This is a genomic window from Caballeronia sp. AZ7_KS35 (assembly GCF_023631045.1).
Classification (GTDB): Bacteria; Pseudomonadota; Gammaproteobacteria; order Burkholderiales; family Burkholderiaceae; genus Caballeronia; species Caballeronia zhejiangensis.
In genome coordinates this window covers 18,573-41,157 of sequence record NZ_JALQDV010000002.1, presented here as the reverse complement: position 1 = coordinate 41,157, position 22,585 = coordinate 18,573, and the positions used below count along the sequence as shown (strand labels likewise).

Sequence of the window (22,585 nt, the reverse complement as noted above, 5' to 3'; positions counted from 1 at the left end):
GCTTTTAGCTAAGCGGGCGTCACGTTCGGAACACGCCGAGCAGCAAAGTGACCACGAACACGACGAGAAAAATGAAGAAAAGGATCTTCGCGATTTCCGCCGCGCCGGCCGCGATGCCCGTGAAACCGAACACGGCCGCGATGAGGGCGATGACGAAGAAGACTGCAGCGTAATGAAGCATGTGACCTCCTTCCTGAGTTTTTGATTACCTTTTGTCGATACGTCCGGAACGCCGCTAATCGATCGCTTTTTTCGTGACGACGAAGCCCAGCACGAGAAACGCGACGCACAGGATCAGGAACAGCACGAACAGGAACTTGGCGATGGCGGCCGCTCCGGCAGCGACGCCGGTGAACCCCAGCACGCCGGCGATCACGGCTACGATCGCGAAAAACAAGGCCCACTTCAGCATGATCGTTCCCCGTAGGAGTGGATGACGGAACTATCGTAGCCACGCGATGCGCGCCGCGCATTCGGGCAGGCTCCTTTTTTGCTGTGGGAATCCACCGACACTTGCTTTCAAATCGGCTGCTCCAAGTGAAACGCCGGACGACCCACGCCATGAGCCACGTACCGCCCACCGCGATACCGACGACGATCTTGCCCGAGGACACGCCGCCGCCCGCGCCGGAAGGCATCGCGCGCCGCGCCACGCGCTTCAACGACTGGATGCGCCGCTATAGCTGGGCGGTCGCGATGACGGTGGCGATCGTCATCACGGTCGGCGGGCTGATCATTCTGGAATCGGGGCGCATGCGGATCGCGTCGGAATACGAGACCGCGCTCGAAGCGAAAGGCGCGACCGCGCAGCTTTCGATGCTCGCCGCCGATATCGCCGCGCTCACCGCCGACGAACGCGGCTTCGCGCTACAGGCCGACGACGCGTATCAGGCGCATTTCCGCGACGCGGCCGGACGCGTGCGGCGCACGCTGGCGTGGCTCGATGCGTATTACCGGCGCATCGGTGACGACACCGCGCTCGCGAGCTTCGCGCAGATCCGCGCCGCCGCCGACGATGAAATCGCGCAAGGCACCGCGCGCATCGCCGATTCGCCCGATGCCACGCGTGCGCTGCCGCCACCCGACGCGAGCGCCACGCTCGATGCGGCGCTGTCGCTGTTGCGCCTGAACGAAGAGCAGCGCGCGCAACACGCGCTCGACGCGAGCCGCGCCGACCAGCGCATCTCGACGCTGTGCGTGGGCGCGTTGTGCGCCCTCAACATCGTGCTATTCATCCTGCTGTTTCGTAATCTCGGCATTCAGCTCGACAAGCAGGCGCGCGTGCAGAAGGCGCTCATCACGCAGCAGGAAGAGCTCGATCAGCTCGTGTTCGCGCGCACGCGTCAGCTCGAGGCGCTCGCGTGGCACTTGCAGTCCGTCAGCGAAAACGAGAAGACGGAGCTCGCGCGCGAACTGCACGACGAACTCGGCTCGATCCTCACCGCGAGCAAGATGGATGTCGCGTGGGTGCGCGGCAAGCTGAAGGACAGCGAGCCCGCGATGGCCGAAAAACTCGCGCGCGCGCTCGGCAATCTGGATCAGGGCATCGCGTTGAAGCGCCGCATCATCGAGGACATGCGCCCGACGGTGCTCGCCAACTTCGGTCTCGTCACGGCGCTGCGCTCGCTCGCCGATGAAGCCGCGCAGCGCAACGGCTGGAACGTCGAATTCGATCTGCCGGGCGAGGACGTGAAGCTCGGCGAGGCGATCGAAATCGCGCTTTTCCGCGTCGCGCAGGAGACGCTCACGAACGCGGCGAAGTACGCGCACGCGAGCCGTATCCGCGTGGCGCTGACGGTCGATGAAGCGAACGTGTCGCTCTCGATCACCGACGACGGCATCGGCATTCGGCCGCAGGATTTGAAGCGCACGCAGACGCATGGGCTCGTCGGCATGCGGCAGCGCGTGTCGGCGCGCGGCGGACGCTTCGAGATCGAGCGCGCGACGCCGCGCGGCACGGCGATCAGCGTGTCGATGCCGCGCGAGCGCAGCGCCGATGCGCCGGTCGTGGCGGCATCCACGTAGGACGGCGCCGACACGAAATGCGGACGACGCCGACACCAGAATCGCATGCGTGCCTACATCCGCGAACGATGCGCTTTTTTATGATTGATCACACCGGTAAGACAGGACGTCAGCCAGGCGCCCGTCGACCACACACGATGCGCGAACCGTTTTTCCTGTCACGCATTTCAACTCCAAGGGGAATACACATGACTCGACTCATCGCTCTACTCCTCATCGCCGGCAGCGCGGCTCTCGCAGGCTGCAACACCGTTTCGGGAGCCGGTCAGGACATCTCGAAGGGCGGCCAGGCCATCTCGAACTCCGCGGAGCAGCACAAGTAATTCACGAGGCGCGCCGCTTCGCTGCGGCGTTCCCGCTCAGGCGTTCCATAGCGTTGACGTAGTTCTCTCTCTTCCCGCCACCTTCGCGTGGCGGGATTTTTTTTGTCTTTGGAGCCGTTCGTGTGTCGTCCAGGCCGCTCGCGGCGTCCCACGGGTCACGCGTCATTCTCTGCACAATGACGCCGATGACCCAGATCCCCTTCGCTGCGATAGAGTTCGCTCATCTCGATGCCTTCCTGAGCGATGATGCCTGGCTTCAGACATCGGGATTCACAGCGCAAACGGAGACACGAATGGCCAAAGTAAAAGTAGCCGGGTTCGGCGTTTCGCTCGATGGCTTCGCCGCGGGAACCGCTCAGAGTCTGGAACATCCGCTCGGGGTGCGGGGCCCGGAGCTCTTTCAGTGGTTTTTCCCGACGCAGACGTTTCGGCGGATGCAGGGAAAAGACGACGGCGAAACCGGTGTCGATGACGACTTCGCCCGGCGCGCGATGGACGGATTCGGCGCGTTCATCCTCGGGCGCAACATGTTCGGGCCGATTCGCGGCGAATGGCCGGATGAACAATGGAAAGGATGGTGGGGTGAGGATCCGCCCTATCATGCGCCGACTTTCGTGCTGACCCATTACCCGCGTCCGCCGATTCGGATGCAAGGCGGGACGACGTTTCACTTCGTCTCGGACGGCATCGAGGTCGCGCTGCAAAAGGCACGCGAAGCGGCCGGCGCGAAGGACATCAAGATCGGCGGCGGAGCGGCCACGGTCAAGCAATACATTCAGGCCGGCCATGTGGATGAAATCCACCTCGCTTTCGCGCCGGTGGCGCTCGGGCAAGGGGAATCGCTCTTCGACGGTCTGGATTTGCGCGCTTTGGGATATCGGACGGTCGAGCACGTTCCGACGGAGCGGGCCACGCACATCGTTCTTGCGAAGTAGCTGCGCGCGATACGAAAAAGCCCGGCCGATTCTTCCGGCCGGGCTGTGCGGTTCATGCCTTATTGCGTGTCGGGCAGTTCGAGCGCCGGCTGCTGCGTGTTGCCGCCCTGCGCGACGAGCACGCGAATCTTCTCGGGCACGAGTTGCGTGGCTGCATTTCCCGAAGGCAGCGTCGTCACGAGCCAGTCCGCGTTGTTGACGAGATCGAACGACGCCGATTTATAGACCGGCGTCTTCGAGCCCGGCAGCGTCGCGATCAGTTGATACGTGCCGCCGGAGACGTAGATCGAGTCTTGCGTCGTCGCCGGTACGGCGTTCTTGTAGGCCACGCCCGCCATCGTCGGGCTGACGGTCGAGATGTTCGTGCCCGGCGCGACGAGATAGATGTCGAGGTTCGGCGCGTTCGTCGATGCGTTGAACGCGCGCACGCGTGCGCTGCTCGATAGCAGGCCCTTGTCGAACGGATCGTCGATCACCGCGATCGACGGCACGAAGCCCGCGTCCGGCAGCGCGATCACCGTGTATTCGTGCCCTTTCGCCGCGTTCGAGATGGTCGTGTCGGTCGCGAGTTGCGTCGTCGTGTTGACGGCGGCGTAGGAAAAGTTGTGCTGGCCCGTGTCGATGTTCGCGAAGTTCGTCACCGCCTTGTACGCGAGATTCGGCTGCAGGATCTTGCTGTTGTCGTAGAAGTCGACGTTCGGGCCGCTCGGGATCGCGTGGATGAAATGGACTTGCGGCTGAGTGACGCCGATTTCCTTGCCGACGTCATCGGAGCTTCCGCCGCAAGCGGAGAGCAAAGCGGCGACGGCGGCAAGCGCGGCAGCGGTGCGGATGAGCTTCATGGTTTCACCTTCCTTTGTTTTGATTTGATTTGATCGGCCACATCGTCATCCGGGTCCGGACGATTAGGCATCCGCAGGACTTTGCGCGCTCGCTCGCCGGGCCCGATTCGGGTTTCCCTCTTGCCATTTCGACCGATCAGATTTGCCGTCGAAGTGGCGCATGCGTTGAGCAATGAGCATGCCCCGAGACGGTGCGACGATGGCGTGTATCGGCCGCTGAGGCCCGTCCGGAAAGGGTTTCGGATTCGTTAGTGGAATTGCTCGGGATGCGCGAAGACCCCGCGCGGTGCTGCATCGATCAATGCAGCGTCGCCGCGTGACGAGAAGCGGTTTTTACAAGGATGGTGCGTTCAGAGAAGTCCCCGCCGCCGCTGATCAAACCAGAACGACAGCCCAACGGAAAGCAGAATCACAACGGTCGCAATCACGGTCCACTGCGTGACGATTTCCCCGAGCAGCAGCGCGCCCAAACCAACCGCCACCACCGGATTCACATAAAGACAACTCGTCGCGACAATCGTGCTCGTATTGCGGATCAGAAAGTTATACGCGACATAAGCGGCCATCGAACCGATCACGACGAGATACAAAAACGAGAACCCCGCGCCGACGCCGACGCTCGCCAACCGCTCGCCCGATGCGAACGCGATCGCCGTCGCGATCAATCCGCCCAAACCGATCTGCAGCGCCGTCGACATCAGCAAATCGGAAGGCTGCGGCAGGCGCGTCGCCAGATGCGCGCCGCCCGCCCAGAAGATCGCGGCGCACAGAATCGCCAGCGTGCCGACCGTCGAACTCGGCGAGGGATCGCCGTGATTCAGCAGCACGATCCCGAGCAGACCCAGCGCCACCGCGAACCACTCGCCTTTCGCGACGCCGCGTCCGCTGAGCGCGGTGAAGATCGTCGCGAAAAGCGGCACCGTCGCGACCATCACGGCGGCCGTGCCGGTCCCCACGGTCCGCATGCCGTAAGCCATCATCCCGCTCGACAGACCTTCCAGCAACGTGCCGACGATCGCCGCGTTGCGCACTTCCCGCGCGCTGGGCCACACCGACTTGCGATGCACCGCGATCAAGAATAGCCCGATGCCCGCGAACAGATTGCGCAGCCCGCCGAGCATCAACGGCGGAAAAGATTCGAGCGCGAGATGGATGCCGAGATACGTCGATCCCCAAACGAGATAGACGACCGTCAGCGCAAGCGCGACCTGCCCCTTGAAAGAGCGCGGCGCGCGAAACGGAAAACGGTCAGGGAAGCTGAACGGCAGGCGCGGCGGAGGCAGAGCGGACATGCATCACTCCGCGGCGACGGCTGCGCGCCGGAGAAAAACGGGCAAAACCAGACAGAACGACATGGCGTAAAGCAAAGGGGAATGGCGCGAGGAAGGACCGCGCGACCTTCGGGAAAACCCGGAAATCCGCGGCGCCCGACATTATGCAGTAAGCGCTCGCATCCATCGGCTCATTTTCGGGATGGTTGCCAAGACGCCACGCCGCGGTGTAACGTGTCGGCTGCTAACGCGGGGGTCCTGCGTTGCACATCGCGGTTTCGTGCGGTTTCATCGACGAAGCGCTTCGTGTGGCGTGGGTGAGAAATACCCTTTGAACCTGATCTGGATAATGCCAGCGCAGGGAAGCGTTCGGGTTCCATAGGCCGCAGTCCACGCCACTTCAACCGGACCCGTACCTTTCCATCTCGTTCCTCCCTGTTTAGCTCCTGAGTCACCACGAGCTACGACATCGCTCGTGCTGAAAAAAATCGTCCCTTAGGAGATCAAGCACATGAATGCCAACCCGAAGTTCCTCTCGGAAAACGCCGTCGTCGATGCCGCCGCCATCGCGCCGCTGCCGAACTCGCGCAAGGTCTATGTCGAAGGTTCGACGCCCGACATCCGCGTGCCGATGCGCGAGATCACGCAATCCGACACGCCCGACGGCTTCGGCGGCGAGAAGAATCCGCCCGTCTACGTGTACGACACGTCGGGCCCGTACACCGATCCCGACGCGCAGATCGACATTCGCAGCGGTCTGCCCGCGCTGCGCGGCGCGTGGATCGAAAAGCGCGGCGACACCGAGGAACTGAGCGGCCTGTCGAGCGAGTTCGGCCGCGAGCGCGCCGCCGATCCGAAAACGGCCGAACTGCGCTTTCCGGGTTTGCACCGTCATCCGCGCCGCGCGCTCGCCGGCAAGAACGTCTCGCAGATGCACTACGCGCGCCAAGGCATCATCACGCCGGAGATGGAGTACATCGCGATTCGCGAGAACCAGCGTCGCGCGGAGTATCTCGAAAGCCTGCGCACGAGCGGCCCCAACGGCGAAAAGCTCGCGAAGATGATGGGCCGCCAGCACGCCGGACAAGCCTTCGGCGCGGCGGCGTTCGGCAAGGACGCGGCGAAGGAAATCACGCCTGAATTCGTGCGCGAGGAAGTGGCGCGCGGCCGCGCGATCATCCCCGCGAACATCAATCACCCGGAAAGCGAGCCGATGATTATCGGCCGCAACTTCCTCGTGAAGATCAACGCGAACATCGGCAATTCGGCGGTCACGTCGTCGATCGGCGAGGAAGTCGACAAGATGACGTGGGCAATTCGCTGGGGCGGCGACACGGTCATGGATCTGTCGACCGGCAAGCACATCCACGAAACGCGCGAGTGGATCATCCGCAATTCGCCGGTGCCGATCGGCACGGTGCCGATCTATCAGGCGCTCGAAAAGGTGAACGGCAAGGCCGAAGACCTGACGTGGGAAATCTTCCGCGACACGCTCATCGAGCAGGCGGAGCAAGGCGTCGATTACTTCACGATTCACGCCGGCGTGCGCCTGCAATACGTGCCGCTGACCGCGAACCGCATGACGGGCATCGTGTCGCGCGGCGGCTCGATCATGGCGAAGTGGTGCCTCGCGCATCACAAGGAAAGCTTCATTTACGAGCACTTCGAAGACATCTGCGAAATCATGAAGCAATACGATGTCTCGTTCTCCCTCGGCGACGGCCTGCGCCCCGGCTCGATCTACGACGCCAATGACGAAGCCCAGCTCGGCGAACTGAAGACGCTCGGCGAACTGACGCAGATCGCGTGGAAGCACGACGTGCAGGTGATGATCGAAGGCCCCGGCCACGTTCCGATGCAGCTCATCAAGGAAAACATGGACCTGCAACTGGAATGGTGCGACGAAGCGCCCTTCTACACGCTCGGGCCGCTAACGACCGACATCGCGCCGGGTTACGACCACATCACGTCGGGCATCGGCGCTGCGATGATCGGCTGGTTCGGCACCGCGATGCTCTGCTACGTCACGCCCAAGGAACACCTGGGGCTGCCGAACAAGGACGACGTGAAGGAAGGCATCATCACGTACAAGCTCGCGGCGCACGCGGCCGATCTCGCGAAGGGTCATCCGGGCGCGCAGGTGCGGGACAACGCGCTGTCGAAGGCACGCTTCGAATTCCGCTGGGAAGACCAGTTCAATCTCGGTCTCGATCCGGACAAGGCGCGCGAATTCCACGACGAAACGCTGCCGAAGGATTCCGCGAAGGTCGCGCATTTCTGCTCGATGTGCGGCCCGCACTTCTGCTCGATGAAGATCACGCAGGACGTGCGCGATTTCGCGGCGAAGCAAGGTGTCAGCGAAAGCGAGGCGCTCGCCAAGGGCATGGAGACGAAGGCGATCGAGTTCGTGAAAAAGGGCTCGGAAATCTATCAGCCGACCTGAAGCTTCTGACTCGCTGACAACGGCCTGTCGCACAGCGCGTGCGGCAGGCCGTTTTTTATGTGTGCGCCGGGCGCAAAGCCTTGTCGGGCCTGAATGAGCGGTTCATCCGACGATTCGGGCATCTTTTCTGCTGGTCGAGTGCGTGAACCGGCGCAAATGCGGCCGAGCCGCAGCCGATTCATCTCATCTTCGAATTGGAGAGTCGACATGAAAATCATCAAACAGATCGGCGCCGCTGCAATGATTGTTGGGTTTCTGGGAGGACTGACCGCTTGCGGCGACATGACCACGCGTCAACGGGATACGGCTATCGGCGCCGGCGTCGGTGCGGCGGGCGGCGCGGTGATCGGCGGCAGCGCGCTTTCGACGCTCGGCGGCGCGGCGGTCGGCGGGATTATCGGCAATCAGGTCGGGAAGTAGCGCGAACATCGTCCTACGACGCAACGGACGCGTTTCGCCGCCATCAACGACCCGCTGTTTCATTTCTGTTACATAAAGGCGCGCCGCAATGCTTTTTCACATCACGCGGCGCGCCTCCCGGTTGTCGTTCGACTAAGCTGCTTCTTAAGGGGCCAATTTCATTCGATCCCACGTCCCGCAAGCCGTAACGCAAGGAGCAGTGCCATGATTTCCGCCCGCAGCATGTCCGGACCCAGGACGGCCGCCGCAGCGCTCGCCGCCGGGCTTCTTCTCGGCGGATGTTATTACCCTTACGGTTATCCGGCTTATCCAGCTTATCCGCCCGCGCCTGTCGTCGGCGCGACCTACACGCAGCGGGAATTTGCGTTGCCCGCGTCCGGCACGGCGGCCACGCCGACGTCATCCGCGACCTTGCCGCCACAGTACGAATACGCCGTCGGCTCGTCGTACTCCGACTACTACCGGACGTATCCCTATCCGTATTACCCGCCGTATGCGGCTTACCCGTACTACGGCTATCCGGCGTACTACGGCTACGGCTACGGTTATCCGGCGGTTTCGTTCAGCTTCGGCTACTGGGGCGGCAGCGGATGCTGCTGGGGACATGGCTATCGCGGCGGCTACCACGGTGGCGGATGGCACGGCGGCGGCGGGTGGCATGGGGGCGGCGGCTGGCACGGCGGCGGCGGCAGTTGGCATGGCGGCGGAGGCGGCGGCCGCGGACACTGATCGCCGCGCCGCGATACGCCAGGTGAGACAAAAAGCCGTTTGTCGCCTTGCCGCGTAACACTGCTGCAACATTTTCCTTTCGACACGGGCTCGCGCGCACGACGCGCTTCATCGTGCGCCGGCGCACTTTCCTTATCCGACAAGGCTTCGCCACTATTCGCCAGATGATTGGCACGGTTTTGGCTACATAGCTTCCCTGCATCGAGTCGCAACGGCGATAACCGTTGTTCCGCGCACTTTTCCGTATCGGGGGATCGGACATGATGGCCTTCGTGTTTTTCCTGCTGTGGATTTTCGCCTCGCTCGGCCTTCTGACCGTGTGGGTCTTCCGCCAGACGCCATCGGCCGGTCGCGACGAGAGCGCGCCGAGCGCCGTCGCCGAGGGCTGATCGCGCTCGTCCGTGCTTCTCCGTCCGCATCGATGACGCGCCCGCAAGCGGCGCGTCCCTTCACGTCCATTCACCTCTGCGCGCCACGCCGTGGCCGGAATGGACGGGCATTCACGCCTTGACGCATGCCCTTCGCGCCCTATTCTTAGTGTGCGCGTTATGCGGTTGCTTAAGCCGGCGACCGGACATCGAACTCCACGCGCATCGCGGCTTCGCGTTGGCGCCGCTTCGGTTCATGACAGAACGAAGGAGACCCGATGTTCCACCAGCTACTCACCCCGATCGCCAATTCCCTGTTCGCATCCTTCATCGTCGCCGCGCTGCCGATCATCCTCGTGCTCGTGCTGCTCGGCTGGGCGCGCCGTCCCGCGTGGCAGGCGTCGCTCGCGGGGCTGGTCCTTGCGCTCGTCATCGCCATCGCGGGCTGGCATTTTCCGGTCGGGCTCGCGCTCGATTCGGTCGCGGCCGGCGCCGTGTTCGCGCTGTGGCCCGTCATGTGGATCGTCTTCGCCGCGATCCTGCTCTACAACGTCGCGCAGCGCTCGGGGCGCTTCGAAGCGTTTCGCATGTGGATGGTCGATAACCTGCCGAACGACCGGCGCATCGTGCTCGTCGTGATCGGCTTCTCGTTCGGCGCGCTGCTCGAAGGGATTTCGGGCTTCGGCACGCCGATCGCGATCACGAGTTCGCTCTTGATCCTGCTCGGCTTCCCGACACTCGAAGCGCTGACCTTCACGTTGATCTTCAACACGGCGCCGGTCGCGTTCGGCGCGCTCGGCGTGCCGATCACCGTGCTAGGCGCAGTCACGCACCTGCCCACCGATGCGCTCGCCAAAATGGTCGGTCGCCAGTTGCCGTTCTTCGCGCTCTTTCTGCCCTTCTATGTGATCGGTATCTACGCGGGCTTTCGCAACATGATGCGTATCTGGCCCGTGCTGCTCGTCTCGGGCGGCGTGTTCGCATTGACGCAGTTCGTGACGTCGAACTACATCAGCTATGCGCTCACCGACGTGCTTTCGTCGCTCGTCTCGCTGATCGTGACGATCGCGTTCCTGCGCGTCTGGAAGCCGGTCGCGGACGAGCGCTTCGCGGTGAACGTCGAGCGCGCCGGCGCGACGCGTTCGGCGATTCCGGGCGGCCAGGGCTGGGTGCCGTGGATCGTGGTCTCGGTGGTCGTGATCGTGTGGACGGTGCTCAAGATCTTCATGATCGGCGACGTGAAAATCGCGTGGCCGGGCCTCGACAAGGCGGTCTACATCACGCTCTACAAGCAGCCTTACGGCGCGATCTGGGACTTCCAGCCACTCGCGACGGGCACGGCGATCCTGGTCGCGTCGATCATCACCGCGTTGATGGTGAAGCTGCCCGCGCGCGAATACGTCGCGGCGATCGGCGATACGTGGGTGCAGACGCGCATCGCCATCCTGACGGTCGCGACGATCGTCGGCCTCGCGTATCTGATGAACTACTCGGGCATGAACTACACGCTCGGTCTGGGCGTGGCGTCGGTCGGGCCGTTCTTCCCGCTCGTGTCCGCGTTCCTCGGGTGGGTCGCGGTGTTCCTCTCCGGCAGCGACACGTCGGGCAACGCGCTCTTCGGCAATCTGCAGGTCGTCGCGGCGAACCAGCTCAACCTCAATCCGGTGCTGATGGCGGCGACCAATTCGTCGGGCGGCGTGATGGGCAAGATGATCTCGCCGCAAAACATCTCGACCGGCGTCGCGACCACCGAGCTCAAAGGCAAGGAAGGCCTCGTGTTCGCGCGCACGTTCAAGCATTCGATCTTGCTGACGATCCTGCTCGGCGTGCTCGTGTGGCTGCAGCAAAACGTGCTGACGTGGATGATCCCGCCGCATTGAGCTTTCGCGCTTCTCCTGTTTCTCCCGCTTCTTGCGCTTTCGTCCGGCGGACCATTTCTGAGACGAACGCGGTGCTAACATGCGCGGACTTTCGATGAGCCTTGCGAAGTCCGCCCGCCATGTCACCCGCCAATCTGCTGCAACTGATCGTCCTCGCCGCCCTGTGGGGCGCGTCGTTTCTCTTCATCCGCGTGGGCGTCGCCGAGTTCGGCGTCGCGCCGCTGATGGCCGTGCGCGTGGGCATCGGCGCCGTGTTCCTGATCGCGATGCTGCTTTCGCGGCGGCCGCTCGCCCAAACCGCCGCGACGCTGAAGAAACGCTGGCTTCAGTTGCTCGCCGTCGGCATTCTCAACTCGGCCGCGCCGTTTTGTCTCTTCGCGTATGCCGAATTGACGCTTTCGGCCGGGGCCACGTCCGTCATCAACGCGACGACGCCGCTGTTCGGCGCGCTCGTCGCTTTCCTGTGGCTCAAGGATCGCCTGACGACCGCGCGCACGATCGGCATGGCGATCGGCTTCGCGGGCGTGCTCGTGCTGGTGTGGAACCAGATCGCGCCGGAGCACGCCGGGCAAGCCGCCGCGCTGCCGGTGCAAGGCATGCTCGCGGCGGCGGCGGCGCTGGCGGCGTCGGCGCTTTACGGCGTCGCGGGCAACTTCGCGAAAAAGTATCTGATGGACGTCGACGCGATGACCAACGCGGCCGGCAGCATGATCGGCGCAACGCTCACGCTCGCACCGATCGCGCTCTTTACGTGGCCCGCCGCGCCGGTTTCCGCGCACGCATGGGGCGCGGTGCTCGCGCTCGGCATCGGCTGCACGGGGATCGCGTATTTCATCTACTTCCATCTGGTCGCGGTCGCGGGCCCGGCGCGCGCGATGACCGTCACGTTCGTGATTCCGCTGTTCGGCATTCTGTGGGGCGCGCTCTTTCTCGGCGAGCACGTCTCGCTCGTCATGATGGCGGGCTGCGCGATCGTGCTCGCGGGCACCGCGCTCGCGACGGGCGTTGTGAAACGCGTGCCGTTCGTCGGACGGCGAAAATTCGCGCGCTGACTATACTGCTTTCGGGAAAAGCGGCGGTGTGCGGGCGGCATCGTCCGCAAGGGTGAAATTGTTTGGATGCCGTTGCACGCCGTGCGGCGCCGCGTCATCCTTCGCGCTTTTGCCGGGAGCCGTCATGCACGATCTGTTCGCCAAGCTCAAGCACGAAATGATGAAAATGGTCCCGCCGACCGTTTTCTTTTTCATCCTCCTGCATGCCGTCGCCATCGTGCGCGCGTTGATGGTAATGGGCACCGGCATTTCGCTGACCTCGTCGATGTCGGTGCTCGTCGCTTCGCTGATTCTCGGCAAGTCCGTGCTGATCGCCAACATGCTGCCGTTCATCAACCGCTATCCGGACCGTCCGCTGGTCTGGAACGCCGCCTGGAAAACGCTGATCTACACGGCCATCGCTGGCATCCTGCACTATCTCGAGCGGCTGCTGGACTTCTGGAAGGAGACCCACGGCCTTGCTGCCGCGAATCAGGCGCTCATCGCGCATATCAACTGGCCGCAGTTCTGGGCCGTCCAGATCCTTCTCGTGCTGATGATCGGCAACTACTGTGCGTTCGCCGAACTGGGCCGCGTGATCGGACGCGACGTGCTCAAGTCGTGGTTCTTCGGGCCGCGCGTCGACATGCCGCCGAAGTGGCAAAGCTGAGTCATTCGCCGCGCACCGGCCCGCGTCCCGCCTTGATCGCGCCGCGTTTCACCTTGCCTTCGACGCGCCGCAACTGCGATGCGCGCGTCGGCTTCGTCGCGATTCGCTTGCGGCGCGTGATTGACACGCTGCGGATGAGTTCGTCGAGACGCGCGAGCGCCGCCGCGCGATTCATGTCCTGCGTGCGATGCTCCTGCGCCTTGATGACGATCACGCCCTCGCGCGTGACGCGGCTGTCGGAAAGCGCGAGCAGACGCGCCTTGATGTGCTCCGGCAACGAAGACCCGCGGATGTCGAAGCGCAGATGGATCGCGCTCGACACCTTGTTGACGTTCTGACCGCCCGCGCCTTGCGCGCGCACGGCCGTCAGCTCGATTTCGTTGGGCGGGACGGCGAGGCTGTCGGTGATGGTCATCGGTCGAATTCCCTGGATAGGCGCCGCATTCTCGCGGCCAGCCCGGAGTCGCGGCGCGTCGGCTCCCGGACGGCTTGCGCGAAGATCGCCGCCGAGCCGATCACTTCGACTCTGCGCTTCGCCCGCGTGATCGCCGTGTACACCAGCTCGCGCGACAACACGCGCACGAACGCGCCGGGCAACACGAGCGCCGCGTGCTCGAACTCCGAGCCTTGCGACTTGTGCACGGTGAGCGCGAACGCGGTGTCGTGCGGCGGCAGCGCAGCGGGCGACACGTAGCGCAGCGCGCCATCGGCCAGGCGGAACGCGACGCGCAACAGGCCGTCGGCGCCCGGCAGCGCGATGCCGATATCGCCGTTGAAAAGCCCGAGCGCGTAGTCGTTGCGCGTGACGATCACCGGCCGTCCGGCGAACCACTGTGCACCGAGTGCAAGCGCAATGCCCGCTTGCTCGCGCACTTCCGCCGCGATGCGCGCGTTCACTTCGTCGACGCCGCGCGGCCCCTTGCGCGTCGCGCACAGCACGCGGAAGCGATTCAGCGCATCGAAGAGTCGGGCGTGATCCGCTTGCTCGCCGTCGAGCACGGCCGATAGCGCGTCCGCGTACGGCGCGAAGCCTTTCGCGAGACGCGCGAGGGTGCGCTCGGACAGCGTCGCGTCGCCATCGTCGAAGAGCACGGCCGCGCGCTCGCCCGATGGATCGAGCGCATCGAGCGCGGCCCGTTCGTCGCCATTGCGGATTGCGATCGACAGACGCCCGATGTCCGAATCGAGCCCGAAGCGATAGTTCTTCTGCAGCCACACGACGCAATCGGTGAGCGCGGGCTCGGCCTTCGCGTCGAAGAGATCGCCGTAGCCCTCGGAATCGTCGATGGGCGCGGCGTTCGGCAATGCGGCTTCGAGGCGCTTCGCATCGACCGAAAGCGCCGCCGCGATGCGCGCCACGCCCGCATGGCTGAACGACGGCTCCGCGCTCAGTTCCGCGAACACCGCGCCCGCTTCCACCGCCGACAGTTGATCCTTGTCGCCGAGCATCACGAGACGGCTCGCCGGCGCGACGGCTTCGAGCAGATGGGCGGCGAGCGCGACGTCGATCATCGAGGCTTCGTCGACGACGATCACGTCATACGGCAACGGATTGTCGCGATGATGCCGGAAGCGCCCGTCCGACTGCACGCCGAGCAATCGCTGCAACGTGAACGACGTGCGCGGCAGGCGTTCGGCGAGTTCGGGCGGCAGCTTGTCCGCGCGTTCGATGAGCGCCTCCTGCATGCGCTGCGCCGCCTTGCCGGTCGGCGCGGCGAGCGCGATCCGCAAGTCCGGATCCGCGTCGAGCAGACACGCGAGCACGCCGACGACGGTCGTCGTCTTGCCGGTGCCCGGCCCGCCGCTCACGATCGTCAGCCGTCCCGCCAGCGCGACGAACGCCGCGACCCGCTGCCAGTCGATGTCGTCATCCGCGCGCGGGCCGAAATAGCGCGCGATGCGTTCGGCCTGTCGCGCGATGTCCTCTCGCGAAGCGGTCATGCGCGTATCGCGCGAACGTTCGACGAGCGAGCACGCGAGCCTGCGCTCGTAGTCGAAGTAGCGCGCGAGATAAAGCCGCCCGTCCTCGTCGATGACGAGCGGCAGCAGGTCGGCCGCGTCCGCGCGCGCGCCGCCGCGCACGAGGCACGCGACACCGCTTGCAAGCAGCGCGTCGCGCGCCTCGTCGAAACGCGCGTCGTGACGGCGCGCGAGCGCGGCGAGCGGCAGGCACACGTGGCCTTGCGCGGTCGCGCGGCTCATCGCGAGCGCGGCGCGTTCGGCCCACAGCACGCTGCGTTCGTCTGCGTTCAGGCGCGCCGCGAGCGCGCTCATGCGCCGCGCGAAACCTTCGGCGAGCGCCGCGCTTTCATCGGCGGGCGCGGGCACGGGGCGCGTCGCCTGCACTGCATCGAGCGTGCTCATGCCGCGCCTCCCGACATCAAACGATCGAGCGCCTCGACCAGTTCCAGCGACGGCCGTCCGCGATGCACGCCGCACGCTTCTTCACCGTCGCGCCAGTCCGGGCGCACGCCGCGCACGAACAGATACAGATAGCCGCCGACATGCGTGTCGTACGCATAGCCCGCGAGCCGCGCGCGCAAATATCGATGCAGCGCGACCACGTAAATGAGCGCCTGAAGGTGATACGCGTGCTCCGCCATTGCCGTGGCGAGCGGCGCGGCGGCGTAGTCGGAAGCGGCATCGCCCAGGTGATTCGACTTCCAGTCGATGATCCAGAAACGGCCTTCGTGCTCGACGATCATGTCGATGAAACCCTTGATGAATCCGCGCAACGCGCCCGCCTCCAGCGCGACGTCGGGAAAACCGTGCGCCGCGAGCAGACGCCGCAACGCGCTGAAATCGAGCGAATCCGCCGGGAACAGGAACTCCAGTTCGTTCATGCGGCGCGTCGTCGGGATGGTCGCGAGCCGCATGCCGGGCGCGATTTCGCTCCTCACGGTGTCGCCGATGAGACGCAGCATCATCGGACGCAGGCGCGGCGCGAGCGCTTCCGGCGCGGGCGTCGGATGCTCGTGCAGCGCGCGCTCGACGGCGGCCGGCCAGCTCGACTCATCGGTGAAATCCGCCAGCTCGAACATGCGATGCAGGCATTCGCCCGCCGCCGCGCCGCGCGGAAACGCGAGAATGTCGTCGGGATCGAGCGGCGATTCGTCACTTGAAGCGGCGTCCGTGCGCGCGGTGTCATCGAGCGCGGCGAGTTCGTCGTGATCCGGACGCGCTTCCACCGGCTGCGCCTGATTCGCCTCGTCGCGCGCGCCCGCCGCGATCAGCGAACTGAAGCTCGCCATGCGCCAGCGATCGCGCAGGATGCGCCGGTTCGTGCGCGCGGCGATGTCGTGTTCGTGGGACGCGTCGGCTTCGAGCGGCTCGCGCGTGTCGATCACCGGCAGCGGCGCGACGCCGATCGCGCCCTGCGACCGCGCCGCAACCGCATGCCACGCCGCGACGATTTCCGCTTCCTCGGGCGGCGCATCGCAGAACGCATCGAAGTCTTTTCCGCCACCCGCGACGAGCCAGTTGAGGACGCTTCGGCGCGACTCCTTCGTCGACCGGCTCGACAGATAAGAACCCGCGACGACATAGCAGCGGAACACCGCGCGCGTCAGCGCGACATACACGAGACGCGCGCTCTCGGCCGCCTGCTCGCGCGCAATGGCCGCACTCGCGAGATCGTCTTCGTCGCCTTCCATGCCGTAATGCAGCACCGCCACGCCCGCGTCGTCGTGATACTCGCGCGCATCGGGCAAACCGGATTTCGACGCCTCGCGCGACGCGCCGTCGTTCAGGAACGGACAGAACACGACCGCATACTCAAGCCCTTTCGACTTGTGCACGGTCACGATCTGCACGAGATTGCGGTCCGATTCGAGACGCAGTTGCGCTTCCTCGCCGCCGCCCTGCTGTTCGCGTTGCGCCGCGAGCCAGCGCAGCGTCGGCGCGATGCCGGGCTGTTCGGCCGAGCGCGCCTGCAGCAGCTCCGCCAGATGATTCACGTTCGTGAGCCGGCGCTCGCCGTCGGGCCGTGCGACGAGACGCGTCGCGATCGACAGCTCGCGCGCGAGCGTGCGCCACATCACCGCGAAGCCGCGCTCGTGCCAGATCGTGCGATAGCGCGAGAAGCGCTCGACCCAGCTCGTCGAATCGATCGGCTCGCCGTGCGGATCGGCGGCGTCCGCGTGTTCGAGCCGCCAGAGCGCGGCGGCGTCGAGCCCGAACCAGTCGGTAGCGAGCGCGGCGCGCAGGCGGCGCAGATCGCCCGGCGTGTCGATGGCGGCGAGCACGCGCTCGATCTGCTCGGCATCGAGCGAGCCGAACACGGACGCCTGCGCGAGCTCCACGCTGCCGATGCCCCATGCCGCGAGCACGCGCTTCACGAGACTGCCCTGCCGATGCGTCCGCACGAGCACGGCGATATCGCCCGCCGACAGCGGCGCTTTCCCGATGGTCACTTCGCCGCGCTGCGCACCGCGCAACAGCCGCGCGATCTCGGCGGCGCAGGCCTCTGCGGCATCGCGCTGCGCATTCGCTTTCACAAGCACCGATTCGCCGTGCGGCAGCATCCACACGCAGAAATCCGCGATGTCCGAATACGCGGCGGCAGGCGTGTTGTCGACGAACGGTCCGCGCTGGCGCGTGCCCGCGCGCACCGGCTGATAGTCGAGCCCATCCAGGATGAACGCCGACGGATTCGCCTCGAACAAACGGTTGCACGCCTCGATGATCGGCGGCGTGGAGCGCTGGTTGACCGCGAGCGTGTAGCGCGCGCTCGCGCCGTCGCGCGCGGCGAGATACGTGTGCAGGTCGGCGGCGCGGAAGCTGTAGATCGCCTGCTTCGGGTCGCCGACGAGAAAGAGCGGCCCGTGCGGCGCGAATACGCGATCGAAGATCGCGAACTGCAGCGGGTCCGTGTCCTGAAATTCGTCGATGAGCGCGGCTGGATAACGCGCGCGCAACGCCTCGGCGAGCCACGCGTGCTTCACGAGCGCGTGATGCAGGTTCGACAGCAGATCGTCGAACGACACGACGCGGCGCGCGCGCTTGCGCGCGGCGAGTTCCGAAGGCGCGTGATCGAGCCATTCACGCACGATGTCGAGCCACATCGCGCGCTGCGATGCCTCGGCGGCGGCGGCGGACGCGGCGAGCACATCGGCCTGATCGAAGAAGGCGTGCGCGGGCGGCGTGTTCTTGACCTTGGTGCCCTTGGCGAGCGCGGTCGCCGTGAGCTTGAGCGCCCGCTCGGGCGGCGGCGCGTGGCAATCGCCTTCCGCGAAGTAGGCGCTCCATGCCTCGATGGCCTCGCCGACGATCTTCGTGCTGTAGCTGTTCGCTTTCAGCGCATCCTTCGCGTCGGAGAGCAGCTTGACGATGCCGTCGCGCTCGGCGTGCCACAACGTGCAGGCTTGGTCGAAGAGCGCCTGCATGTCGGCGGTTTGCGCGGCGCCGAAGTCACCGAAACGCAGCGCCGCGAGCGGCTTCTTCAGACGCCGCGCGAGTTGCGCATCGAGCGATGCCGGACCCGCGCCCTTCGCGACGAGCCACGACGCGAAAGACGGCACGCGCGCCGCCACCGGCTCGACGCGCTCGCGCCAGAAGTCGGCGGCGAGTTCGAAGCGCAACGCGCTGTCGTCGGCTTCCATTTCGAACGCGAACGGCATCGCCGCGGCGAACGGCGCTTCCTGCAGCGCGCGCTGGCAGAACGCGTGAATCGTGTGGATCGCGGCCTGATCGAAGGTCGACACCGCGATGCGCAGGCGCTTCGCGGCTTCGTCTGCGTCGATGCCGGCGAGCGTCGTGTCGAACAGTTGCTCGATGAACGGATCGCCCGCCGCATCGCCGTTTTCGATCGCATGGGCAACGCCCGCGAGCCGCGAGCGGATGCGCTCGTGCAGCTCGGCGGTCGCCGCCTTCGTGAACGTGACGACGAGAATCTGCTCGACGGACAGGCGCTTTTCGAGCAGCAGCCGCACGTAGAGCGCGCAGATGTTCCAGGTCTTGCCGGTGCCGGCGGAAGCCTCGATCTGATTGACGCCGTCGAGCGCGCAAGAGAAGACGTCGAGTTCCTGCACGCCGATGTTGTCCAGAGATGAAGTCAGGTTGGTCATGCGCCGCTCCGCAGATGTTGCACGAGCGGTTCGAACACGATGCGCGCGAGCGCGGCGAAGGCGTCGTCGAGTGCGAGGTCCGCGCCGCGAAAGGCGATGCGAAACACCGGATCGTCGGATTCGGCGTGCGTGCGCTCGGATTCCCACGCCGCCTGCGCTTTCGAATCGCCCTCCTTCACCTTGAGCCACGCGCTCTTCGGAAAGAAGCGCAGCGGCATGCGGCGTCCCGCGCGATAGAGCGACGCGAGCGCGGCGAGATGCGCGAGCGGATCGGCGACGGGCATCAGTTCGAAATCCGCCGATTGTGCGCCGCGCCCGTGCCAGATCGTGCGGCGCGGTCCGTCGGGCAGCGCCGCGCAGTACGCGAGATGCGCGAGCCACGCGGACAGATAATCGCGCGCGCGCGGCGCGTCGTAGCGATAGATCACCTGGCCTTGCGGCGTCAGCGCGTTCAACGTGCCGACGAGCGCCATCGGACGGACGTCGACGAGCGAATCGTCGTGCGCGCCGAATAGCGCGATGCCCGCGGTGTCGGGCCAGCGTGGCCTCACGTCCAGCGAGAACGGCAGACGTTCGACGCCCGCCGACGTCGATGCCCGCACGCGCTCCGCCAGTTGCCCGAGCGCGTGCAGTTCGCGCGCCTGCCACACGCCGCCCGTCGCGCCACCCGGCATTTCGGGACTCGCGCGCGCGACGCGTCTTGCGAGTTCCCGCGCGGCGCGCTCGCCATCGTCGGCGGCGTCGAGCAGCGCGGGCAGCACGCGCGCGGCGAGCGCATCGCGGCCCGCGAAGCCGAGCTCGAACGGCTCGGTGTCGTCGAGTTCGGACTCGGCATCGACGAGCGCAATGCCCAGGCGGTCGCGCAACAGCGAGCGCGCCGGATGCCGCCAGAAGCGCACGAAGTCGTCGAACGCGACGGTCTGCGCGTCGTCTTCCGGCGGCAACGGCGCGCTGAAGAATCGCGCGACGGGCTGCGACTTGCCCGACTCCAAAGCGCGAGCGAGTTCGGCGCGCTCGGGTTCGTAAGTGAAGAGCCTGCCATCGTCGCGAAAATACTCGGACGCATACGGCTGCAGCGGATGCTCGAACACGAAGCGCGCGCGCGCGTTCGCGAGTTCGTCCGGCGCCGCGTGCTTGCCCGCGACGGACTGCGCGAGGTAGTCGAGCAGTTCGTCGATGAGCGCGGCGGGCGGCAGCACGGCGTTGTCGCGGATGCTGCGGCCCGTGTACGCGATCATCAGCCGGTCGCGCGCCGCGAGCGTGAGATCGAGAAACAGATTGCGCTCGTCGTCGCGGCGCTGACGGTCGCCGAGCTTGCCGAAGCGCGCCATCAGATCGAACTCGTCGGCGCGCGCGAGGCTCGGCAGCATGCCGTCGTCCATGCCGAGCAGACACACGACGCGATACGGCAGCCCGCGCAAGCTCGTCAGCGACGAGAACGTGACGCCGCCCCAGGGCACGCCGCCGCGCGCTGGATCGTCGAGCGTATCGGTGAGCGCGGTGCGGATCACGGCGGCCGATACTTCGGTCTCGCCCGCGCCCTCGTCCATTGCGGCGATCAGCGAATCGATCGCGCGGCGCACGTCGCCGACGGCGTCGGCGAACGCGACGCCCGCATCGAAAAAACGCTCCAGCGCGTCGAGCAGCAGATCGCCCCAGGCGCGCGCGGTGCGCGCTCTCGCGATGCGTTCGGCGAACGCGTCGATGTCGTCGACGAAGCGCGTGAGACGGCCGAGCAATTCGGCCTCCGACCCGTTCGCCCCTTCGATCGGCAGCCAATCCGCGACCGGCGCGCCGCCGCCCGGCAGCGCATAGCCGAGATAGAGCCGCGTGAGCGCATCGGCGAATGTGTGACGCGCGGCGGGCACGTCGTCCGCCGTCACGTCGTCGGGACGCAGGCCGCGCCGCGCGCCTGCCGCCGCGAGCCACGCCTGCGCCGTTTCGAGCGCGGCGGCGTCGATGCCGTAGCGCGCCGCGATCGCATCCACGCGCAGCCATTCGACGAGCTCGGGCGCGCCGACGCTACGTTCGGTGAGCGCGAGCCAGTCGATGAGCGCGCGCGCGACGGGATTCGCCTGCGACGGCGGCAGGCCGGTAATCCGATACGGAATGCGCCGGCGCTCGTTGCTCGCGCCCGCGGGCGCGGTGCCGAAGATGCCGTCGATGAGCGGCCCGGCGACCGCGAGATCCGGAAACGCGACGAGCACGTCCGAAGGCTCCAGCCCTTCGATATCGTCGAACCAGTCGAGCAAGCGATCGTGCAGCACTTCGAGCTGGCGCGACAGGCTGTGACAAACATGCACTTCGATGCCGTTCTCGACGATGTCCTCGGGCTGCGGCTCGGCGCTGTCTTCATCGAGCGCGAGGATGCCGTTTTGCAGACGCGCGAGCCACGTAGGCGCGGGATTGTTCTCGTACAGTTGCCGCTCGCTCGACGCCGCGCTCTCGGTCAATTCGTGCAGCATGTGCAGTTGCGCCTGCGTCTGCCGGCCCCACTCCGCGAGCAGCGGATGACCGACTTCCTGATAGTCCGCCTCGCCCTTCAATTCGAGTTGCTCGACGCGCGCCTCGCTCACGATGTCGAACCAGAACTCGCGGCAAGGATTCTGCGCGTAGACGCGCACGTCGATCCAGCGCGACAGCTCGCGCAAGAGCGCGATGTGCAGCGGCGGCATCGTCGGCAAGGCGAACACGCTGATGCGGCTCGGCCATTGCGCGCGCATCACCGTATCGAGATCGAAGCCGGGGGAACCGGCGAGGAAGCGGTATGCGGGCGGCGTCGGGTCTTTCTCGTCGCCGTTCTCATCGCGGGACAGGTCTTCGAGCAGTGCGCGCCAGAGCGCTCGTTGCCAGCGCTCGTCCTCGCGCTGGATGTCGTTCGCGCCAGAAAGACGCGGGCCGCGCGCGTCGATTTCGGCATTGCTTCCCGTGAGAATCGAGCCGCCCGCCTGCCAATGCGTGAGCCACTCGGGCCGATACGTCAGATAGTGATCGAAGACTGTCGCGATGCGCCGCGCGAGTTCGTAGCGCATGGAATCGTCGGCGGCGTTCAGATACGTCGATAGCCGCGCCGAATCGCCGAACGATGGATCTTCGAAGAGCCGATAGCAACGCCACGCGAGCCGGTCCGGCGAAAACGGCGAATGCGCGGGCACCGGCAGCACGCGCCCGATCTGCGCCCACAGCCATTGCGCGAGATAACAGAAGTCGACGTTCGCGCAGATGCCGAAGCGCTCCGCCATATCGAGTTCGAGCCGGCGCCGCAACGCCGCGCTCGGCACGATGACGGACTCGCGCGCGAAGGGATCGCCCTCGCGCATCGCAAACGCGTCGAGGTCTTCGAAGAGCGCTGCGGCGAGCGTCTCGTGACGATTCGAATAGAAGAGTTCGAGCATGGAAAGCGGCTTGCTATGCGGTCTGTGAAAGCTTCACCGGCGCGCGATTTGAAAAGCTTTGTCAGCTAATGCGCCAGCATAACAAAGCGGACGTGCCGCCGAGAACCTGGCCGAATGGCCGAGGGTCGAAGCCCGGGTGAGTTGGGTTAGACTCGATTCTCGCTTCGTCCCCATGACGTCAACGAGCG

General features: G+C 65.8%; 18 protein-coding genes and 1 riboswitch. Of the genes, 10 read left to right on the top strand and 8 right to left on the bottom strand.

Features of this window, described 5'->3' with window-relative positions; genetic code table 11:
• Positions 1 to 19 precede the first annotated feature (19 nt).
• Positions 20 to 181 (bottom strand): DUF1328 family protein, encoded by a 162-nt coding sequence (locus NCT05_RS05780; protein WP_008350559.1) that lies wholly within the window; start codon positions 179 to 181, stop codon positions 20 to 22.
• A 54-nt stretch (positions 182 to 235) separates the two neighbouring features.
• Positions 236 to 412, bottom strand: coding sequence for a DUF1328 domain-containing protein (locus tag NCT05_RS05775; protein WP_250501883.1), 177 nt, complete (start codon positions 410 to 412; stop codon positions 236 to 238).
• Positions 413 to 561: 149 nt separating this feature from the next.
• Here NCT05_RS05775 and NCT05_RS05770 point away from each other — a divergent pair, with 149 nt between their 5' ends.
• The 3 genes from NCT05_RS05770 (at position 562) to NCT05_RS05760 (ending at position 3,283) form a co-directional block, all read left to right on the top strand.
• Entirely contained in the window at positions 562 to 2,025 is a 1,464-nt protein-coding gene (locus NCT05_RS05770) for a sensor histidine kinase (RefSeq protein WP_250456477.1), read from the top strand.
• A gap of 188 nt (positions 2,026 to 2,213) precedes the next feature.
• On the top strand, positions 2,214 to 2,348 hold the full coding sequence (locus tag NCT05_RS05765) for an entericidin A/B family lipoprotein (RefSeq protein ID WP_008350566.1): 135 nt from the start codon (positions 2,214 to 2,216) through the stop codon (positions 2,346 to 2,348).
• A 293-nt stretch (positions 2,349 to 2,641) separates the two neighbouring features.
• Positions 2,642 to 3,283 carry a dihydrofolate reductase family protein gene (locus tag NCT05_RS05760; RefSeq protein ID WP_250501882.1) on the top strand — a complete coding sequence of 214 codons (642 nt, stop codon included), beginning with the start codon at positions 2,642 to 2,644 and terminating at the stop codon, positions 3,281 to 3,283.
• A gap of 59 nt (positions 3,284 to 3,342) precedes the next feature.
• Here NCT05_RS05760 and NCT05_RS05755 read toward each other — a convergent pair whose 3' ends face one another.
• Both NCT05_RS05755 and NCT05_RS05750 read right to left on the bottom strand, forming a co-directional pair.
• Entirely contained in the window at positions 3,343 to 4,125 is a 783-nt protein-coding gene (locus tag NCT05_RS05755) for a DUF4397 domain-containing protein (protein ID WP_008350569.1), read from the bottom strand.
• Positions 4,126 to 4,475: 350 nt separating this feature from the next.
• Entirely contained in the window at positions 4,476 to 5,417 is a 942-nt protein-coding gene (locus NCT05_RS05750) for an EamA family transporter (RefSeq protein WP_008350571.1), read from the bottom strand.
• Positions 5,418 to 5,637: 220 nt separating this feature from the next.
• Positions 5,638 to 5,778, top strand: a riboswitch (TPP riboswitch).
• Positions 5,779 to 5,907: 129 nt separating this feature from the next.
• On the opposite strand from NCT05_RS05750, the gene thiC reads away from it, so the two are divergent.
• The 7 genes from thiC to NCT05_RS05720 all read left to right on the top strand — a co-directional run bounded on the left by thiC (position 5,908) and on the right by NCT05_RS05720 (position 12,937).
• Entirely contained in the window at positions 5,908 to 7,839 is a 1,932-nt protein-coding gene (gene thiC, locus NCT05_RS05745; RefSeq protein WP_008350573.1) for a phosphomethylpyrimidine synthase ThiC, read from the top strand.
• Between the two features lie 240 nt (positions 7,840 to 8,079).
• Positions 8,080 to 8,259 carry a YMGG-like glycine zipper-containing protein gene (locus NCT05_RS05740; protein ID WP_372492622.1) on the top strand — a complete coding sequence of 60 codons (180 nt, stop codon included), beginning with the start codon at positions 8,080 to 8,082 and terminating at the stop codon, positions 8,257 to 8,259.
• 204 nt (positions 8,260 to 8,463) lie between these two features.
• Complete coding sequence (locus NCT05_RS05735) at positions 8,464 to 8,988, top strand: hypothetical protein (protein WP_051996818.1); 525 nt, start codon at positions 8,464 to 8,466, stop codon at positions 8,986 to 8,988.
• A gap of 260 nt (positions 8,989 to 9,248) precedes the next feature.
• A complete protein-coding gene (locus NCT05_RS36745) occupies positions 9,249 to 9,377 on the top strand; it encodes a hypothetical protein (protein ID WP_268811669.1) in 129 nt (42 codons plus the stop codon).
• A 257-nt stretch (positions 9,378 to 9,634) separates the two neighbouring features.
• Positions 9,635 to 11,236 carry an L-lactate permease gene (locus tag NCT05_RS05730; RefSeq protein ID WP_034474233.1) on the top strand — a complete coding sequence of 534 codons (1,602 nt, stop codon included), beginning with the start codon at positions 9,635 to 9,637 and terminating at the stop codon, positions 11,234 to 11,236.
• A 119-nt stretch (positions 11,237 to 11,355) separates the two neighbouring features.
• The gene (locus NCT05_RS05725) at positions 11,356 to 12,288 is read left to right on the top strand and encodes a DMT family transporter (protein ID WP_175979897.1); all 933 of its coding nucleotides are present in this window, start codon (positions 11,356 to 11,358) and stop codon (positions 12,286 to 12,288) included.
• Between the two features lie 124 nt (positions 12,289 to 12,412).
• The gene (locus NCT05_RS05720; RefSeq protein WP_008350584.1) at positions 12,413 to 12,937 is read left to right on the top strand and encodes a hypothetical protein; all 525 of its coding nucleotides are present in this window, start codon (positions 12,413 to 12,415) and stop codon (positions 12,935 to 12,937) included.
• A 1-nt stretch (position 12,938) separates the two neighbouring features.
• Here NCT05_RS05720 and arfB read toward each other — a convergent pair whose 3' ends face one another.
• From arfB to recC, 4 genes are read right to left on the bottom strand one after another with little or no spacing between them, the layout of a single operon-like run.
• On the bottom strand, positions 12,939 to 13,352 hold the full coding sequence (gene arfB / locus NCT05_RS05715; RefSeq protein WP_034474228.1) for an alternative ribosome rescue aminoacyl-tRNA hydrolase ArfB: 414 nt from the start codon (positions 13,350 to 13,352) through the stop codon (positions 12,939 to 12,941).
• Entirely contained in the window at positions 13,349 to 15,301 is a 1,953-nt protein-coding gene (recD, locus tag NCT05_RS05710) for an exodeoxyribonuclease V subunit alpha (protein WP_250501881.1), read from the bottom strand. The genes arfB and recD overlap by 4 nt, the downstream gene beginning before the upstream one ends.
• Positions 15,298 to 19,002, bottom strand: coding sequence for an exodeoxyribonuclease V subunit beta (gene recB / locus NCT05_RS05705; protein WP_250501880.1), 3,705 nt, complete (start codon positions 19,000 to 19,002; stop codon positions 15,298 to 15,300). The genes recD and recB overlap by 4 nt, the downstream gene beginning before the upstream one ends.
• A complete protein-coding gene (recC, locus tag NCT05_RS05700) occupies positions 18,999 to 22,397 on the bottom strand; it encodes an exodeoxyribonuclease V subunit gamma (protein WP_250501879.1) in 3,399 nt (1,132 codons plus the stop codon). The genes recB and recC overlap by 4 nt, the downstream gene beginning before the upstream one ends.
• Between the last annotated feature and the right edge of the window lie 188 nt (positions 22,398 to 22,585).

Bases quoted from the DNA above. Each gene is read 5' to 3' on its own strand.
- NCT05_RS05780 (WP_008350559.1), bottom strand. From the start codon at position 181: ATGCTTCATTACGCTGCAGTCTTCTTCGTCATCGCCCTCATCGCGGCC.
- NCT05_RS05775 (WP_250501883.1), bottom strand. From the start codon at position 412: ATGCTGAAGTGGGCCTTGTTTTTCGCGATCGTAGCCGTGATCGCCGGC.
- NCT05_RS05770 (WP_250456477.1), top strand. From the start codon at position 562: ATGAGCCACGTACCGCCCACCGCGATACCGACGACGATCTTGCCCGAG.
- NCT05_RS05765 (WP_008350566.1), top strand. From the start codon at position 2,214: ATGACTCGACTCATCGCTCTACTCCTCATCGCCGGCAGCGCGGCTCTC.
- NCT05_RS05760 (WP_250501882.1), top strand. From the start codon at position 2,642: ATGGCCAAAGTAAAAGTAGCCGGGTTCGGCGTTTCGCTCGATGGCTTC.
- NCT05_RS05755 (WP_008350569.1), bottom strand. From the start codon at position 4,125: ATGAAGCTCATCCGCACCGCTGCCGCGCTTGCCGCCGTCGCCGCTTTG.
- NCT05_RS05750 (WP_008350571.1), bottom strand. From the start codon at position 5,417: ATGTCCGCTCTGCCTCCGCCGCGCCTGCCGTTCAGCTTCCCTGACCGT.
- thiC (WP_008350573.1), top strand. From the start codon at position 5,908: ATGAATGCCAACCCGAAGTTCCTCTCGGAAAACGCCGTCGTCGATGCC.
- NCT05_RS05740 (WP_372492622.1), top strand. From the start codon at position 8,080: ATGATTGTTGGGTTTCTGGGAGGACTGACCGCTTGCGGCGACATGACC.
- NCT05_RS05735 (WP_051996818.1), top strand. From the start codon at position 8,464: ATGATTTCCGCCCGCAGCATGTCCGGACCCAGGACGGCCGCCGCAGCG.
- NCT05_RS36745 (WP_268811669.1), top strand. From the start codon at position 9,249: ATGATGGCCTTCGTGTTTTTCCTGCTGTGGATTTTCGCCTCGCTCGGC.
- NCT05_RS05730 (WP_034474233.1), top strand. From the start codon at position 9,635: ATGTTCCACCAGCTACTCACCCCGATCGCCAATTCCCTGTTCGCATCC.
- NCT05_RS05725 (WP_175979897.1), top strand. From the start codon at position 11,356: ATGTCACCCGCCAATCTGCTGCAACTGATCGTCCTCGCCGCCCTGTGG.
- NCT05_RS05720 (WP_008350584.1), top strand. From the start codon at position 12,413: ATGCACGATCTGTTCGCCAAGCTCAAGCACGAAATGATGAAAATGGTC.
- arfB (WP_034474228.1), bottom strand. From the start codon at position 13,352: ATGACCATCACCGACAGCCTCGCCGTCCCGCCCAACGAAATCGAGCTG.
- recD (WP_250501881.1), bottom strand. From the start codon at position 15,301: ATGAGCACGCTCGATGCAGTGCAGGCGACGCGCCCCGTGCCCGCGCCC.
- recB (WP_250501880.1), bottom strand. From the start codon at position 19,002: ATGACCAACCTGACTTCATCTCTGGACAACATCGGCGTGCAGGAACTC.
- recC (WP_250501879.1), bottom strand. From the start codon at position 22,397: ATGCTCGAACTCTTCTATTCGAATCGTCACGAGACGCTCGCCGCAGCG.